Below are 15,494 nucleotides of genomic sequence, written 5' to 3'. Positions count from 1 at the left end.
CGAAGGAGTGCACGCATGAGCGTCCGGATCATCCACGTCGGTCTCGGAGGGTGGGGCGGCAACTGGGCCCGCACCGCCATCCCAGAGGTGTCGGAAGTGCAGGTGGTCGGGATCGTCGACCCGTCGGCGCCGACGCTCGAGGCCGTGCGGACCGACCTCGGGCTCCCGGCCTCCGCCGCGTTCGCGTCCCTGACCGAGGCGCTCGCCACGGTCGAGGCCGATGCCGTCGTCATCACCGCCCCGGCCGTGACGCACGTGCCGCTCGCGCTCGAGGCGCTCGAGGCCGGCAAGCACGTCCTGGTCGAGAAGCCGTTCGCGAACACCACCGACGAGGCCGTCACCGCGGTCCGCCGCGCCGAGGAGCTCGGCCTGGTGCTGCAGGTCAGCCAGAACTACCGCTGGTACCCGGCACCGCGGGTCGTGCAGGAGATGCTCGAGGCCGACGTCGTCGGTGAGGTCTCCGCGATCAACGTCGACTTCCGGCAGTGGGACAACGACCAGCCCGCCGAGACGTACCCGCACTACCGGTTCCCGCACGCGATGATCAACGACATGGCGATCCACCACTTCGACCTGCTCCGGATGATCACCGGGCAAGAGGCCGTTCGCGTCTTCGCCAAGGCCAGCTACCCCGCCTACAGCAAGTACCAGGACGAAGCGGTCGCCTCGATGATCATCGAGCTCGACGGCGGCACGGTCGTCAACTACCGCGGCAGCTGGCTGAGCCGCGGCCCGCGCACCGCGTGGGCCGGCGAGTGGAGCATCGAGGGTGAGGACGGCGAAGTCTGGTTCACGAGCCGCGACGGCGAGCCGAACGCCGTTGCCGGCGACCGGGTGACCGTCCGCCGCACCCAGGACGACGAGGCCGAAGTGGTCGAGCTCCCCGTGCTCGCACACACCGACCGCCAGGGCGGCCTGCAGGCGTTCGCCCGCTCGGTGCAGGGCGGCCCCGCCCCGGAGACGAGTGGGCGCGACAACCTGCGGAGCCTCGCGCTGATGGAGGCCGCCGGCCGCTCCGCGGCGTCCGGCCTGCCCGAGGACGTCGTCGTCCCGTCCTGACCGCACCCACCGACGGCCTGGAGGCACGGGGCGGGCCCGCACCGCGCCTCCAGGCCGTCGTCGGTCGCTCCACCGCGTCGGGGACCTTTCGCGCTCACCGACAGTCCACGCGTCGGAGCGCCCGTGACGTGTCGCTGCGCGCGTGGACCCGCGAGCTGGTCTCGCGTCAGGCGGCGCCGGCCGCCCGCCGCGCCTGCGCGACGGCCCGCCGCACGCCGAGCGACCAGGCTTGCCCGTGGCCCGGCAGCACGTGCTTCGCCTCGGTGTCCGCCAGCAGCTCGAGCGACGCGACCGCCGTGTCGACGTCCGACGTCGCCGCAGGTGCGACGATCCGCGGTCCGATCCCGCCGGTGTACGGGTCGAAGGTGACGAGCGCATCCCCGGCGATCACGGCGTCGCGGTCGGCGAAGTGCAGGGCCACGTGCCCGTCGGTGTGCCCGGGGGTCTCGATGATCCACGGGGTGCCCGGCACGTCGGCGCGGTTCTCCAGCGGCTCGGTGTCGGCGATGCCGTCGACCGTGGCCGCACCGGCGAGCAGCATCCGACCCAGGGGACGCAGGCCGCCCGGGTGCAGCGCCACGAACCCGAAGCGGTTCGCCTGGGGCCGGTACGAGTACGGGTGCGCGGCGAGGTGCCGGTCGCCCGGGTGCACGAAGACGGGCGTGCCCCAGTCGCGGTGCATCCGTGCAGCGGTTCCGACGTGGTCGAAGTGCCCGTGCGTGAGCAGCAGGCCCTCCACCCGATCGGGCGTGTAGCCCAGGTCGTGCACGGCGAGCTGCAGGTGCGGCCATGCGGCGGGCAACCCCGCGTCGATGACGAGCAACCGGTCGCCGGTCTCGACGAGGTACGTGTTGGTGTGAGCGATCTCGAGGCGGTGGATCCCCTCGGCGGTGTCCCGGAAGAGCATGTGCGGCACGGTAGGCGCGGGCTGCTGGGCAGCATCCCGGGTGGGACGTGTACGAAATGGGGAATGGCCAAGGACAGTCTGCCCGAGCTCGAACTCGCCAACGTGCGCACGCGCGAGCGCATCACGGACACCGTGACGGAGCTGAAGCGGCGCGCGGACCTGCCCGCCCGCACCCGTCTGGCGGTCGCCAAGACGAAGCAGCGGTGGCACCGCGACCCCACGCCCCTGGTGGCGATGGGGCTGACCGGCCTGACCGGTGTCGCGGCGATCGTCCTCGGCATCGCGCTCCGGAACAAGCCCGCCGGGCACCTGGCGCAGCCGCCGGCGAGCTCGGCCTTCACCGCGCTGCTGCCGTTCGGCGCTCGGGGCGACGCCCCGTCGGCGCAGGAGCGGGCGCAGGCAGGTCGCAAGGGTCGGAAGGCGCGAGCCAAGGCTGCCGAGGAAGCCCTCGAGCGTGACCCGGCACACCGGGGCCGCGTGAAGCAGCAGGTCGGCATCGCCGCGGTGCAGCGACGCGCGAACAAGAACCGCAAGCAGGCGGTCAAGCGGTCGAAGACGGCCGTGAAGGCGAGAGGCTAGTCCCATGGCGCACGAAGAGCAGAAGCCGGACCCGGACGACTCCCGGAAGCCCGACAACCCCACCGACCTGAAGAAGCCGACGCTCGTCTACACGCTGAAGAAGACGCTGCGCGAGTTCACGAGCGACCAGTGCACCGACCTGGCCGCGAGCCTGACGTACTACTCGGTGCTCGCGCTGTTCCCCGGGCTGCTGGCGGTCGTGTCGCTGCTCGGCCTGGTCGGGCAGGCCGACAACACGATCAAGACCCTGCTGCAGATCATCGGCAACATCGGGTCCGACCAGGTCGTGGACCTGATCAGGGAGCCGCTCGAGGGGCTCGTCCGCTCGCCCGCCGCCCCGATCACGTTCATCGTCGGTGTCGTCGGCGCGCTCTGGTCGGCCTCCGGCTACGTCGGCGCCTTCGGTCGCTCGATGAACCGGATCTACAACGTCCGCGAGGGCCGGCCGATCTGGAAGCTCCGCCCGACCATGCTCGGCGTCACGGTGACCACCGTCGTCCTGCTCGTGGTCGGCCTGCTCGTGCTGGTGAGCGGGCCGCTCGCCCGGAGCTTCGGCGACGTCATCGGCCTGGGCGACGTCGCCGCGACCGTGCTCCTCATCGTGCAGTGGCCGATCCTGCTCGTCATCGCGATCATCGTCGTCGCGGTGCTCTACTACTGGTCGCCGAACGTCAAGCAGCCGAAGTTCCGCTGGGTCAGCGGCGGGTCGATCCTGGCGATCCTCATCTGGGTCATCGCGAGCGTCGGGTTCGGGTTCTACGTCGGGAACTTCTCGAACTACAACGCCACGTACGGCTCCCTGGGTGGGGTCATCGTGTTCCTGCTGTGGATCTGGATCACGAACAACGCCCTGCTCTTCGGTGCCGAGTTCGACGCCGAGATCGAGCGGGGCCGCGAGCTGCAGGCCGGCATCCGTGCAGAGGAGGACATCCAGCTCCCCGAGCGCGACACCCGCCAGATCGAGAAGCAGGACGAGCAGCGCGCGCAGGACGTGCTCGAGGGCATCCGCATCCGCCAGAGCGTCGACAACGACTGACCGTCGCGCGTCCGACCGGCGCTGACGGGCGCTCTCCGGTTCGGGACGCTACGGTGCGAGCGTGCCGTCCTTCCTCGAGGGGCTCCCGTTCCGGTGGCTCGTCCTCGCGCTCTTCGCGATCGTGTTCTGCCGTGCGCAGGCCACGTACTGGGTCGCGCGGCTCGCGGTGACGGGTGCGTCCCGCTCGCGGTGGGGCGGGTGGCTGCGGTCGCCGGCGGTCCGTCGTGGTTCGGCGCTGCTCGACCGCTGGGGCCTGCCCGTCGTCACGGTGAGCTTCGTGGTGGTCGGCCTGCAGACGGTGATGAACGCCGCAGCAGGGCTGGCACGGGTCGCCTGGTGGCGGTACACGATCGCGATGGTCCCTGGCTGCGTCGCGTGGGCCTTCCTGTACGCGACCGTCGGGCTCGCGGTCTTCTGGGCGGTCGTCGCGGCGCTCGCCGGCTCGCCGTGGGGCATCGTGGCGCTCGCTGGTCTCGTGGTCGTCGCCGGCGTCGCACTGACGGTCCTGCGTCGTCGCCGCGACCGCACAGGAGGCCCGGCCCGGCTTCCGTAGGCTGGCCTCCGTGACGACAGAGCAGCTCCAGAACCGTCCGGTCGCTCTGGTGACCGGAGCCACCCGCGGCATCGGCCGCGCGATCGCCGCCGACCTCAGCCGCACCCACCACGTGCTCGTGGGCGGCCGGTCCGCCGACGCCGTCAACGCCCTCGTCCAGGAACTGCCGAGCGCGGCGCCGTTCGTCGGTGACCTGGGCGCGGGCGAGGTCCCGGCGCTGCCGGCACGGCTCGACGTGCTCGTGCACTCCGCCGGCGTCGAGCAGGGCACCACCGTCGCCGACACCCCGCGCGCGGTGTGGGAGCAGGTCTTCGCGACGAACGTGTTCGCGGTCGCCGAGCTCACCCGGCTGGCGCTACCGGCACTGCGGGCGGCCCGGGGCATCGTCGTGCCGATCAACAGCGGCTCCGGGTTCCACTCGGGCCCCGGCGGTGGCGTGTACGCGGCGTCGAAGTTCGCGCTGCGGGCCTTCGCCGATGCCCTGCGGGAAGAGGAGCGGGCGAACGGCGTGCGGGTGTCGAGCGTGCACCCGGGCCGGACCGACTCGGACATGCAGCGGCAGCTCGTGGCGAAGCTCGGGGAGTCCTACGACACCGACTACTACCTGGCGCCCGAGGACGTCGCCGCCGCGGTCCGCACCGTCGTCGACCTGCCCGAGCGCGGCACCGTCGAGTCGCTCGCGATCCGACCGACCCGACGGCGCTGACGCGCTGACGGCGACGGCGACGGCACCGACGACCGACTACCGCAGCTCGATCCGTTCGTCGAGCTCGAGCCGTTCCAGGAACATCTCGTCGTGGCTCACCACGACGAGTGCACCCCGGTAGGCCCGCAGCGCGTCCACGAGCTGGTCGACGCTCGTCAGGTCGAGGTCGTTCGTGGGCTCGTCGAGCACGAGCAGCTGCGGCGGCGGGTCGGCGAGCACCAGGGCAGCCAGCGCAACCCGGAACCGCTCCCCGCCGGACAGGTCCCCGGCCGGACGGTCGACGGTGTCGCCGCGCACCAGGAACTTCGCCAGCCGGTTCCGGACCTCGGCGACGGGCACGTGCGGGGCGTCCCGGCGCACGTTGTCGAGCACCGTGGCGGTGTCGTCCAGGCTGTCCTTCCGCTGCGGCAGGTACGCGATCCGGTCGACGTGGGCGACGGCCGTGGTCGCCGGCAGCGGGTGCTCCCGGGCCGCGGGGTCGCCGACGAGCTGCTCGAGCAGCGTGGACTTGCCGACGCCGTTGTCCCCGGTGACGGCGATCCGCTCCGGCCCCTGCACGATGACGTCCCGTCCGCGGACGGTCACGGTGGCGATCCGACGCGATGCCGGCACGTCCGGGTCGGGCAGGGTGACGTGGATCGACTCGTCGTCGCGCAGACGGAGTTCGGCCTCACGCTTGGACGCAAGTGCGGCAGCTTCGTCGTCCGCGTACCCGACGCGCAGACGACCGGCGGTTTCCTGCGCCTTCTTCCGCTGCTCGTTCGCCAGGATCTTCGGCATCGAGCGGCCCGCCTTCTCGCCCGCCTTGGCACGACGGGCGATCTTCGTCTCCGCCTCGATGCGCTGCCGCTTCTCGGTACGGTGCCGCTGCTCGGCGACCCGGACCTCGCGCTCGACGGCCGCCTGCTGCACGGCGAGGTGCTCCTCGAACGCGCTGAAGGTCCCGCCGAACACGGTCATCGACCCGGCGCGGAGCTCCACGGTCTCGTCGACGTGTTCCAGGAGTTCCCGGTCGTGGCTGACGAGCACGAGCGTTCCGCGCCAGTCGTCGACCAGGTCGAGGAGCAGCCCGCGGGCCCGACGGTCCAGGTTGTTCGTGGGCTCGTCCAGGAACACGATCGGTCGCGCGCGCAACCGCACCCCGGCGACGGCGACGAGCACGGACTGCCCGCCGGACAGCGTCGACACCGGCCGGTCGAGGTCGGTGCCGTCGAGCCCGACCCGGTCGAGCACCGCGGCGGCCCGTTCCTCCAGGTCCCAGTCGTCGCCGACTGCCTCGAGTTGTGCGGCGGTGGCGTCGCCGGCCAGGACGGCCCGGAGCGCGGTGAGGGTGGGACGGACGCCGAGCAGGTCGGCGACGGTGTCGTCCGCGCTGGCGTGGGCCCACGCCGCCGGTTCCTGATCGACGCGCCAGCGGCGATCAGGCCGTGCCGGTGGGGAGAGGCGTTGCGGCAGGTGGTCGACTGGGCCGGACGTCGCGATGCTGCCCGACGTGGGGTGGAGCCGGCCGGTCGCGAGCCGGACCAGCGTGGACTTGCCGGCCCCGTTCCTCCCGACCAGGCCGGTCCGGCCACGGTCGAAGGCAGCGGTGAGGTGATCGAGCGCGACGGTGCCGTCGGGCCAGGCGAAGGTGACGTCGTGCAGGACGACGGACGGACTGGTGGGCATGGAGGTGTCTCCCGGTGTCGATGCTGGGCGCACGACACCGAGGCCACCGCGGTGCGGTGGAGCGCCCGACGGGGCGCGCGATCACGGTGTCAGCGCGTGGGCTGAGCGGTACCGGTGATCGACAGCAATCCGTCTGCTTCCGTCAGGGGACCCCCGTGTCCGCCATCCGTTCCGCCGGTCGGTCTCCCGCCCCGGCGGCCCCGCGATGACGACGAGGTGACCTCCACGGTAATCCCGTGACACGGGCGCCCGCAAGGGATGACAGGCTGGGGGCATGCCGGAGAACCTGTTGCCGACCCCGTCGTCGAACCCCGAGACCCTGCTGCCCGCTGAGCCGGAGGTGACCGCCGCGATCGAGGCGGACGCCCCCGTCGCCAGCGTGGTCGTGTCCCACCCGTCGTCGAGCCTGGCGTGGGCGCTGCTCGCCGACGAAGCGTGGGCGCGCGGCGCGACCCTGGAGTCCTACGCGTACGCCCGTGTCGGTTACCACCGCGGGCTCGATGCCCTGCGCAAGGCCGGCTGGCGCGGTGTCGGCCCGGTGCCGTGGTCGCACGAACCGAACCGTGGCGTGCTGCGAGCGTTGTTCGCCCTGCGCCGTGCGGCCGAGGCGATCGAGGAGCCCGGCGAGGCTGAGCGCCTGACCGACTTCCTGAACGCGAGCGACCCCGAGGCCCTGCGCGCCCTGTCCGCCGGCGCGTAGGGCCCACACGCAAAACACCGGTGTTCACACTGCACGCCGCGGGATGCGGGTGTGCAACGTGCGAACACCGGTGTTTTGCGAGAGCCGACCCCGCCTAGGCCAGCAGCACGCTCCAACTGAACGCCTGCGGCCAGAGCTGGTGCTCCGGCAGCACGTCGAGCCCGCACGCCCGGCTGCCGAGCCCGTGCTGCGCGGCGTCGAGGTACAGGTACAGGTGGTCCGACGTCGGCAGCTCGTACGGGTGCTCGGCGCGGTCGATCTGCTGCGCGGTCCACGGCGACAGGGTGAACCCCGCACGGTGCGACCCCGCCGTCGTCACGGTGAACGGCCCGACGGACAACGAACGCAGGCCAGGCCGGTGCCCGGTCTCCTGCGGCCGCGAGTACTCCACCCCGAGTGACCGCACCGGCGCGGTGAACCGCCCGACCCGGGCAGCGTGCGACGAGTCGGCGTACGACTCGAGCGGTCCGGTCCCGAACCAGGTTGCGTCCCCGTCCGCCAGCGACGCCGGCAGGTCGAACCGCACCCCGATCCGCGGCCACGTGACGTCCCACGCACCGAACGGCACGGCGTCGGTCTGCAGCACGAGCCCGTCGGACGTCAGGGTCCAGCGGTGCGTGACCTCGAGGCCCCACCCGCTGTTCGCCGCCGCGACGCGCACGCGTTGTTCCAGGCCGGAGTCGGTGCGCGACACCGACACCAGCCGGTGCGTCAGCCGGTCCAGCCCGCGATCGCGCCAGCGCGTCGCCGACGGGGGAGCCGTCGGGTCGCCGACACCGTGCGTGAGCACCGGGTCCGCGGTCTCGTAGCCGCCCTGTGACGCCAGGCTGTCGTTGTCGGTCGGTGCGCGCCAGAGTTCCAGGCGGGGCCCGGCCACCTCGTGGCCCTTCCAGGACGCCAGGTCACCGCGCGCGTTGAACGTGCCGTCGCCCAGGTGGTCGCCGTCCCACCCTTGCCTGGAGGCCCGTGGTGCGTCCGCCGCGCGCGCCGCGACGAGCCGCTGGGTGCGTGCGACGACGTGGCCGGTGTCCGCCCACGCGGTCGGCCCCGCCAGTTCCACGGTCAGGTCGAACCAGAGCTCGTCGCCGGGTGCGAGTTCGGACGTGGCCGCGTCGAGCACCTCCGCGGGCACCGGGACCGTCGCCGACGCACGTGCGGCGACGATGCCCGTGGACAGGCGCCCCGAGGCCTCGACGACGCCGTTCCGCGACAGGGTCCAGCAGAGCCGGAGCCCGGCGGTCGAGGCCGAGTGGTACCGGTTCTCGACCAGCACCGTGGTGTCCGAGACCGCCAGGCGGATCGGGGCCACGACGGCCGCGAACTCGGCGAGCCCCGGGGTCGGGGTGTCGTCGGGCAGCACCAGGCCGTCCATCACGAAGTTGCCGTCGTGCACGACCTCGCCGAAGTCGCCGCCGTACGCGTAGTAGTCCTCGCCGGCGGGCGTCTTCGCGAGCAGGCCGTGGTCCCGCCACTCCCACACGAACCCGCCGTGCAGCCGTGGGTACCGGTCGACCAGGGCTTCGTACTCGGCGATCTGCCCGGGGCCGTTGCCCATGGCGTGCACGTACTCGCAGTGGATGAAGGGCTTCGACCGCTGCCGTGCGGCCTCGGCCGGGCCGCAGCCGAGCAGGGGCGTCGGGGTGCCGCCGCCGATGGACTCGGTCTCCTGCAGCGTCGGGTACATCCGCGAGTAGACGTCCGTGTACTCGCCCGTGTAGTCGCCCTCGTAGTGCACGGGGCGCTCGGCGTCGCGGTCGTGCACCCACTGCGACATGGCCGCGAGGTTCCGGCCGGTGCCGGACTCGTTGCCGAGCGACCACATCACGATCGATGCGTGGTTCTTGTCGCGCTCGACGGTGCGCGCGATGCGGTCCACGTAGGCCTCGGCCCACGCCGGGTCGTCGGAGGGGTTGCCGACCCAGTCGGTGAACAGGAACCCGTGGGTCTCCAGGTCACACTCCAGGATGACCCAGAACCCGAGCTCGTCGGCCAGGTCGAGCACGCGGGGGTGCGGCGGGTAGTGCGAGGTGCGGATGGCGTTGACGTTGTGCCGCTTCATCAGCGCCATGTCGGCGCGGGCGTGCTCCTCGTCGAACACCCGGCCGCGCACTGGGTGGGTCTCGTGCCGGTTCACACCGTGGAACACCACGCGCTCATCGTTCACCAGGAACCGGTCGCCGACGATCGACACGGTGCGGAACCCGAGCCGGAGCGAGACGGCCTCGCCGCCGGCGGTACCGCCGGCGTCGGTGCCCGTCGACAGCGTCGCGTCGTACAGCTTCGGCAGCTCGGCGCTCCACGGCTCGACGCCCTCGACCTCGATCGGTGCGACGTCGTCGGCCGTTGCCCAGGTCACGTCGAGGCCCAGGTCGGGCACCGCGAACCGCACCGGGAACACCGCGTCGAGCGTCGGGAACGTGATCGTGCCGGTCCCCGTCTCCGGGCGCCCCGACGCCGCGGTGCCCGCCGATGCAGCCGTGCCGAGCGTCGCCTGCCAGCCGGCCTGGACGAACACGTCGTCGATCGCCGCCGTGGGGCGGGCGAGCAGCGTGACGTCGCGGAAGATGCCGGGCAGCCACCACTGGTCCTGGTCCTCCAGGTAGGACGCCGCCGACCACTGGTGCACCCGGACCGCGAGCTCGTTCGCTCCCGGCCGCACCAGGTCGGTGACGTCGAACTCGGTCGCCAGGCGCGAGCCCGTCGACCAGCCCACGAGCGTCCCGTTCAGCCACACCCGGAAGTGCGACTCGACCCCGTCGAACCGCAGCAGCACCCGGCCGGCGGCGTCGAACGACGACGGCAGCTCGAACGTGCGGCGGTGGTCCCCGGTCGGGTTCTCCTCCGGCGGGTGCGGCGGGTCGATCGGGAACGGGTACTGCAGGTTCGTGTAGCTCGGCGCACCGTGGCCGTGCAGTACCCAGTGCGACGGCACCGGGAGCTCGCCCCAGGCCGGGTCGTCGTCCTCCCCACCCTCGGTCGCGAAGTCCTCGGAGACCGAGGCGACGGGCGACCACCGGAACCGCCAGTCCCCGTTCAGCGACAGGGACGGGGCGTCGGTGTGCAGCCAGGCACGGGGTGCCAGCCGCGAGTCGGAGCCGGGTGCGGTGGACGAGAGTGCGGAGTGGGTCAACCCTTGACCGATCCTTCCGTGAGGCCTCCACGCCAGAAGCGCTGGAGGACGATGATGGCGATGACGAGCGGGATGACCGAGACGAGCACCCCGCCGGTGGTGAGCTGGTAGAACTCCGGCAGGCGGTCGACCTGCGAGCGCCAGTTGTTCAGACCCAGTGTTATCGGGTACAGCTTCTGGTCTGCCAGCATGATGAGCGGCAGGAAGAAGTTGTTCCAGATCCCGACCACCTGGAACAGGAACACGGTGACGAGCGCGGGGGTCATCTGCCGGAGCACCACGGTGTGGAAGATCCGCAGTTCACCGGCGCCGTCGATGCGTGCCTGTTCGAGCAGGGTCGTGTCCACCGACGCCGCGGCGTACACCCGGCACAGGAACAGGCCGAACGGCGACACCAGGCTCGGGATGAGCACGCTCCAGTACGTGTCGGTCAACCCCATGGTCGAGAACAGCAGGAACAGCGGCAGCGCCGTCGCGGTCCCCGGCACGAGCACGCCGCCGAGGATCGTGCCGAACACGAACTGGCGCCCCCGGAAGTCGTACTTCGCCAGCGCGTACCCGCCGGCCGCGGCGAAGTAGGTCGCCAGGACCGCACCGACGCCGGAGTACAGGATGCTGTTCGCGATCCACCGGACGAAGATGCCGCCGTCGTAGGTGAACACCTGCTGCAGGTTGCTCCAGAGCGCGAACTCGCCGCCGAACCAGAACCCGTTCGTCGAGAACAGCGCGCCCGTGGTCTTCGTCGCCGCGATGACGACCCAGTACAGCGGGACGATGAAGTACAGCGCGACGACGACGAGGATCCCCGTGACGACGATCTGCGAGCGTGGGGACCGGTCGAGCTTGCGGCGCGCGCTGGAGCTCTGGGAGACGCGCCTGCGGCTCCGCGACGCCAGCGCCGAAGGAGCCTGCGACTGAGGGACATCCGGTAGGGACACCTTCGAGGTCGATTCCGTGGATGTCATCGGTCAGTCCCTTCGGTGGTCGCGACGCGACCGGCCTGGAGGCCCGGGTCGGCTTGGGTGGTGACCGTGCTGCCCGCCGCAGCGCGCGTCTGGAGCGCGGTGCGGGCCTCCCGGCCGTCGCGCCGTGCGCGCTTGCGTCGGTCGCGTTCGTCCTTGGGTGGACGGTTCGTCAGCGCGAGGAACGTGAACGACAGGATGAACGCGGCCAGGGCGATGATGACCGCCTGCGCACTCGCGACGCCGTACTCGTTGAACGCGAACGCGTTCGTGTACGCGGCGTAGTTCGGCGTGTACTCGGTGTCGATCGCCGGGGCGACCGTCGACAGGATCTGCGGCTCCGCGAAGAGCTGCAGCGTGCCGATGATCGAGAACACCGTCGTGAGCACCAGGGCCGGGGCGATGAGCGGGATCTGGATCCGCCACGCGACCTGGAACGCGTTGGCGCCGTCCACCTTCGCGGCTTCGTAGACCTCGCCGGGGATGGACTTCAGCTGCGCCACGATGATGAGCATGTTGTAGCCGGTGTACGTCCACGTGACGATGTTCGCGATCGACCACAGCACGCTGTTGGCGCCGAGGAAGTCCGGCTGCAGCCCCATCGACTGCAGCAGCGACACGATCGGCGACAGACCGGGCACGTACAGGAACGACCACAGGATCGTGGCGATGACCCCGGGGACGCCGTAGGGCATGAAGTAGACCGCCCGGAAGAAGCCCGGCCAGCGTGCGCTCGCCGACTCGAGCAGCAGCGCGAGGATCGTGCAGGCGATGATCATCACCGGGACCTGGACGATGCCGAAGAGCAGCATGCGGCCGATCGATGCGACGAACCCGCTGTCCTGCAGGGCGATCACGTAGTTGTCGAACCCCGCGAACCGGCCGACCACACCGTCCTCGCCGAACAGGCCCTCGCGGTCGACGGTGGTGAACGACTGGAACAGGGCACTGATGATCGGGATGACGAACGTCAGCAGGAACAGGGCCAGGAACGGGGCGAGCAGGATCCACGGGGCACGCTTCTGCGCGCTCGTGGCCTTCGTGCTCGTGCGGAACGCGGGGGTACTGCCGGCCGGTCGACCGGTGGTCCGTGGGGTGGTGGTCTGCTGGGTCATCGTGCCGTCCTGACGCTGAGGCCCTTGTCCTTGAAGGACTGGACGATCTCCCGCTGGGCGAGCTCCACGGCGTCACTGAGCTTCAGGCCCGAGGTGATCTTGCGGCGGAACTGGTTCTGCAGGCTGGTGAAGGCCGACTGGGTCACCGGGGACCAGGACCAGTCGATGTTCTGCTCCTTCGAGGCCGGCACGAAGACGTCCTCGTTGTAGTTCTGGCCGGAGAACCACTTCGACGGCTTCTCGCGCTGCGCCCCGATGTAGTCGACCGCGGGCGACCAACCGATGCCGCAGTACTTGATCATCGCGTCGATGCCCTCCTTCGAGGTGGTCATCCACGTGATGAACTCGAGCGCTTCCCGCGGGTGCTTCGCGTTCGCCAGCACCGCGGCCGTCGAACCGCCGATGGCGCTCGAGCCGAAGCCGTCGGCGCCCCACTTCTGCATCGGGGCGACCTTCCACTTGCCCTCGCCGCCCTGCACCGACTCGATGAGCGCGTCACCCCAGCTCGCACTGGTGACCGCGGCGATCTTGCCGCTCGCGGCGGCCGCGTACCACCCGGGGGAGTACGCGCCGGCGCTCGTGTCGACGAGCTTGTCGTCGATCACGCCGTCGAAGAAGTCGGCGACCATCAGGGTCTTGTCGTCGGTCATGTCGACGACCCACTCGTCGCCGTCGACCTTGAACCAGCGCGCACCGGCCTGCTGTGCGTACGCGGCGAAGGGTGAGGCGTCGGCGACCGGGAACACCTCGAGGTAGTTCTGCTTGCCGGTGCTCCGGACCTTGTCGGCCAGGTCACGCCACTCGTCCCACGTCGTCGGGGGTTCGCCGCCGGCCTGCTCGAGCAGCGCGGTCTGGTAGTAGAAGCCCATCGGGCCGGTGTCCTGGGGGATGCCGTAGATGCCGTCGACGAACGACACCTGCGCCCACGCGGCCTCGTCGTACTTCGACTGGAAGTCCTTCGCGCCGTACCGGGCCAGGTCGACCAGGCCGTTGGCGAGCATGAACTCGGGGATTTGCCGCAGCTCGACCTGCCCGATGTCCGGGCCACCGCCGGCCGCGAGCGCGGAGTACATCTTCTGGTACCCGCCGCTGTTGCCGCCGGGGATCCAGTTCGCCGACACCTGGATCTTCGGATGTGTCTTGTTCCAGACGTCGCAGACCTTCTGCAGGTCCTTGAGCCAGGCCCAGTAGGTGAGCTGGACGGTCTCACCCGAGGCCGCGGCGGGCACGAGGGCCGCCTTGTTGACGTTGGTCGAGCCCGGGACCGCACAGCCGGCGAGGAGCCCCGCCGCCGCCGTACCGAGGCCGAAGCCCAACAGGTGTCGTCTCGTGATCGGTCGTTGTGGTGGCGCCATTGCCGCACTCCGTTCGTCGTTGATCGGGGTTGCCCACACCCAACCACAGAACCGAATGCCGTTGTGGTTTCGTGACCGTACCGACACTGCGCGTTCCCGGCGCACCTTGGAACGGCCCCAGGCCCGGGCGCGGACCGTGGGGTAACAGAGCAGACACCGACGCCCCGGACGGCGAAGGCCGCCGGCGGCACGACCGGGAGGAGAAGCGATGACCGAACGCGGGAACACCACCCATCGCCCCGAACTCGACGAGCAGCTCGCGCACGAGGCGCAGAGCATCGTCCAGGGGCACGGCAGCAACGCCCACGTCGAGGAGTTCCGGCAGTCCGAGCCGGTCCCCGACGACACCGACGGCCCGGAGACCGTCGCCGCGTCGGGCTACGACGGCGAGCTCGAGGGCGAGCTGCAGGACGACACCACCGACGTGCTCCCCGAGGACGATGCCGACCGGGCCGACCCGCTGCCCACCGGCGAGGGCGACGGAGCCGACGCGACCGTGTACCGCACCGAGACCAGGGAGGGCAGCACCGATGGCTCTGACGCAGAATGACGCGCCGCACCTGCAGTCCGGGATCGCCGAACGCCTGAAGCGCGGGGGCACCTGGACGTGGGCCTACGTCGACGCGTCCGGTGACCGTGAGGACCCGCAGCACCTCGCAGCCCTGCAGCGCCGGAAGGCCGAGGACGTCCTGCGGTCGGCCGGGGCGGACGCCGAGGTCATCGACACGGTGATGGCCGAACTCGAGGAGACGCCCGGGGTGCCCGCGCCGGTCAGCCGGTACGTGCTCGTGCACGACGGTGAACTCGTGCTCAGCGAGGTCCTGCCCGGGGCGATGCACGCCCCGACGTCGATCGGCCACGACCCCGTGCCCGACCTGCTGCCGCTCCTGGCGCACCGGCCGCTCGACCTGCCGTTCCTGATCGTCGAGGTCGGTCGCGAGGGCGGTGGCCACCGCGCCTACCGTCTCGGCCACGCCGACGTGCCGGACCGGCGCGACGAGCAGCGCGTGCAGGGCCGCACCGACACGCTCCACAAGTTCCAGGGCGGCGGCTGGTCGCACCTGCGGTGGCAGCACCACACCGAGGAGATCTGGCGCGACAACCAGAACGAGGTCGCCACGTCCGTCGACGAGGCCTTCCGGCGGCTGCAGCCGAAGCTCATCGTCGTGGCGGGGGACATCCGCGCACGGGGGCTCCTGCTCGACCAGTTGTCCACCGAGGCTCGAGCCGTCGTGTCCGAGGTCCCGGTCGACCCCCGGGCGTCGGACGCGGCGGAGACCGCGCTCGTCGAGCACGTCGACATCGCGCTCGCCCGGGTCATCGCGACCCGCCGGCACGACTTCGAGGACCTGCTCCGCACCCACGTCGGCCGCGGGGACAACCAGACGGTCACCGGCCTCGGATCTGTCGTCGAGGCGCTGCAGCAGGCGCAGGCCTCGGTCGTCGCGATCGACGCCGCCGCGATCGGCGACCGCACCCTGCTCGCGCTGGGATCGGCGCCGTGGATCGCCACGGCACCCGAGCAGGCGGCGGGTGCGCCGGCCATCGGTCCGGTGCCGGCCGTGTGCGCGATCGTCCGGGCGGTCGCCCTCACCGACGCGGAGCTGCTGCTCGTGAACGCCGCGTCGCTGCCGAACGGTGCGCCAGCCGCGGCGTTGCTGCGGTGGCCGGTGGGACCGGCGGTGCCGGCCGCCTGAGCGGTGACCGGACGACGGACGGGAGGC

At 71.5% G+C, this 15,494-nt stretch carries 13 protein-coding genes and 1 pseudogene; 8 read left to right on the top strand and 6 right to left on the bottom strand.

The window, feature by feature from the left end; translation table 11 throughout:
- The first annotated feature begins 15 nt into the window (after nt 1-15).
- Entirely contained in the window at nt 16-1,059 is a 1,044-nt protein-coding gene (locus H489_RS24890) for a Gfo/Idh/MocA family protein (protein WP_017886415.1), read from the top strand.
- Between the two features lie 166 nt (nt 1,060-1,225).
- Here H489_RS24890 and H489_RS24885 read toward each other — a convergent pair whose 3' ends face one another.
- The gene (locus H489_RS24885; protein ID WP_017886414.1) at nt 1,226-1,966 is read right to left on the bottom strand and encodes an MBL fold metallo-hydrolase; all 741 of its coding nucleotides are present in this window, start codon (nt 1,964-1,966) and stop codon (nt 1,226-1,228) included.
- A gap of 63 nt (nt 1,967-2,029) precedes the next feature.
- On the opposite strand from H489_RS24885, the gene H489_RS24880 reads away from it, so the two are divergent.
- The 4 genes from H489_RS24880 to H489_RS24865 all read left to right on the top strand — a co-directional run bounded on the left by H489_RS24880 (nt 2,030) and on the right by H489_RS24865 (nt 4,840).
- Nucleotides 2,030-2,545 (top strand): hypothetical protein, encoded by a 516-nt coding sequence (locus H489_RS24880; RefSeq protein ID WP_017886413.1) that lies wholly within the window; start codon nt 2,030-2,032, stop codon nt 2,543-2,545.
- 4 nt (nt 2,546-2,549) lie between these two features.
- Entirely contained in the window at nt 2,550-3,581 is a 1,032-nt protein-coding gene (locus tag H489_RS24875) for a YihY/virulence factor BrkB family protein (protein WP_017886412.1), read from the top strand.
- Nucleotides 3,582-3,642: 61 nt separating this feature from the next.
- Nucleotides 3,643-4,134, top strand: a complete 492-nt coding sequence (locus H489_RS24870; protein ID WP_017886411.1) for a DedA family protein — start codon at nt 3,643-3,645, stop codon at nt 4,132-4,134.
- Between the two features lie 10 nt (nt 4,135-4,144).
- The gene (locus H489_RS24865) at nt 4,145-4,840 is read left to right on the top strand and encodes an SDR family oxidoreductase (protein ID WP_017886410.1); all 696 of its coding nucleotides are present in this window, start codon (nt 4,145-4,147) and stop codon (nt 4,838-4,840) included.
- A 36-nt stretch (nt 4,841-4,876) separates the two neighbouring features.
- On the opposite strand, the gene H489_RS24860 is transcribed toward H489_RS24865, so the two are convergent.
- The gene (locus tag H489_RS24860; RefSeq protein ID WP_017886409.1) at nt 4,877-6,508 is read right to left on the bottom strand and encodes an ABC-F family ATP-binding cassette domain-containing protein; all 1,632 of its coding nucleotides are present in this window, start codon (nt 6,506-6,508) and stop codon (nt 4,877-4,879) included.
- Nucleotides 6,509-6,782: 274 nt separating this feature from the next.
- Between H489_RS24860 and H489_RS24855 the strand changes: the two genes are divergently transcribed.
- Nucleotides 6,783-7,208, top strand: coding sequence for a DUF3151 domain-containing protein (locus H489_RS24855; RefSeq protein ID WP_017886408.1), 426 nt, complete (start codon nt 6,783-6,785; stop codon nt 7,206-7,208).
- 94 nt (nt 7,209-7,302) lie between these two features.
- On the opposite strand, the gene H489_RS24850 is transcribed toward H489_RS24855, so the two are convergent.
- From H489_RS24850 to H489_RS24835, 4 genes and pseudogenes are all read right to left on the bottom strand, one after another.
- A complete protein-coding gene (locus H489_RS24850; RefSeq protein WP_017886407.1) occupies nt 7,303-10,338 on the bottom strand; it encodes a glycoside hydrolase family 2 TIM barrel-domain containing protein in 3,036 nt (1,011 codons plus the stop codon).
- Nucleotides 10,335-11,303, bottom strand: coding sequence for a carbohydrate ABC transporter permease (locus tag H489_RS24845; RefSeq protein ID WP_017886406.1), 969 nt, complete (start codon nt 11,301-11,303; stop codon nt 10,335-10,337). The genes H489_RS24850 and H489_RS24845 overlap by 4 nt, the downstream gene beginning before the upstream one ends.
- 161 nt (nt 11,304-11,464) lie before the next feature.
- Nucleotides 11,465-12,415, bottom strand: a pseudogene (locus H489_RS24840) (carbohydrate ABC transporter permease); the annotation flags it as partial.
- Nucleotides 12,412-13,770 carry an extracellular solute-binding protein gene (locus H489_RS24835; protein ID WP_031259368.1) on the bottom strand — a complete coding sequence of 453 codons (1,359 nt, stop codon included), beginning with the start codon at nt 13,768-13,770 and terminating at the stop codon, nt 12,412-12,414. The gene H489_RS24835 and the pseudogene H489_RS24840, both read right to left, overlap by 4 nt.
- Before the next feature lie 208 nt (nt 13,771-13,978).
- Between H489_RS24835 and H489_RS24830 the strand changes: the two genes are divergently transcribed.
- Together H489_RS24830 and H489_RS24825 are read left to right on the top strand one after the other, a co-directional pair.
- A complete protein-coding gene (locus H489_RS24830) occupies nt 13,979-14,320 on the top strand; it encodes a hypothetical protein (protein WP_017886403.1) in 342 nt (113 codons plus the stop codon).
- Nucleotides 14,301-15,467 carry a Vms1/Ankzf1 family peptidyl-tRNA hydrolase gene (locus H489_RS24825; protein ID WP_017886402.1) on the top strand — a complete coding sequence of 389 codons (1,167 nt, stop codon included), beginning with the start codon at nt 14,301-14,303 and terminating at the stop codon, nt 15,465-15,467. The genes H489_RS24830 and H489_RS24825 overlap by 20 nt, the downstream gene beginning before the upstream one ends.
- Nucleotides 15,468-15,494 lie beyond the last annotated feature (27 nt).

This window comes from Curtobacterium flaccumfaciens UCD-AKU (genome assembly GCF_000349565.1).
GTDB classification, from domain to species: domain Bacteria; phylum Actinomycetota; class Actinomycetes; order Actinomycetales; family Microbacteriaceae; genus Curtobacterium; species Curtobacterium poinsettiae.
Note: the sequence above shows the minus strand (reverse complement) of the source record. Positions and strands in the feature narration are given on the sequence as shown.

Excerpts from the sequence above, each read along its gene's own strand:
- H489_RS24890 (WP_017886415.1), top strand. The coding sequence starts at position 16 with ATGAGCGTCCGGATCATCCACGTCGGTCTCGGAGGGTGGGGCGGCAAC.
- H489_RS24830 (WP_017886403.1), top strand. The coding sequence starts at position 13,979 with ATGACCGAACGCGGGAACACCACCCATCGCCCCGAACTCGACGAGCAG.
- H489_RS24860 (WP_017886409.1), bottom strand. The coding sequence starts at position 6,508 with ATGCCCACCAGTCCGTCCGTCGTCCTGCACGACGTCACCTTCGCCTGG.
- H489_RS24845 (WP_017886406.1), bottom strand. The coding sequence starts at position 11,303 with ATGACATCCACGGAATCGACCTCGAAGGTGTCCCTACCGGATGTCCCT.
- H489_RS24855 (WP_017886408.1), top strand. The coding sequence starts at position 6,783 with ATGCCGGAGAACCTGTTGCCGACCCCGTCGTCGAACCCCGAGACCCTG.
- H489_RS24880 (WP_017886413.1), top strand. The coding sequence starts at position 2,030 with ATGGCCAAGGACAGTCTGCCCGAGCTCGAACTCGCCAACGTGCGCACG.
- H489_RS24825 (WP_017886402.1), top strand. The coding sequence starts at position 14,301 with ATGGCTCTGACGCAGAATGACGCGCCGCACCTGCAGTCCGGGATCGCC.
- H489_RS24835 (WP_031259368.1), bottom strand. The coding sequence starts at position 13,770 with ATGGCGCCACCACAACGACCGATCACGAGACGACACCTGTTGGGCTTC.
- H489_RS24875 (WP_017886412.1), top strand. The coding sequence starts at position 2,550 with ATGGCGCACGAAGAGCAGAAGCCGGACCCGGACGACTCCCGGAAGCCC.
- H489_RS24885 (WP_017886414.1), bottom strand. The coding sequence starts at position 1,966 with ATGCTCTTCCGGGACACCGCCGAGGGGATCCACCGCCTCGAGATCGCT.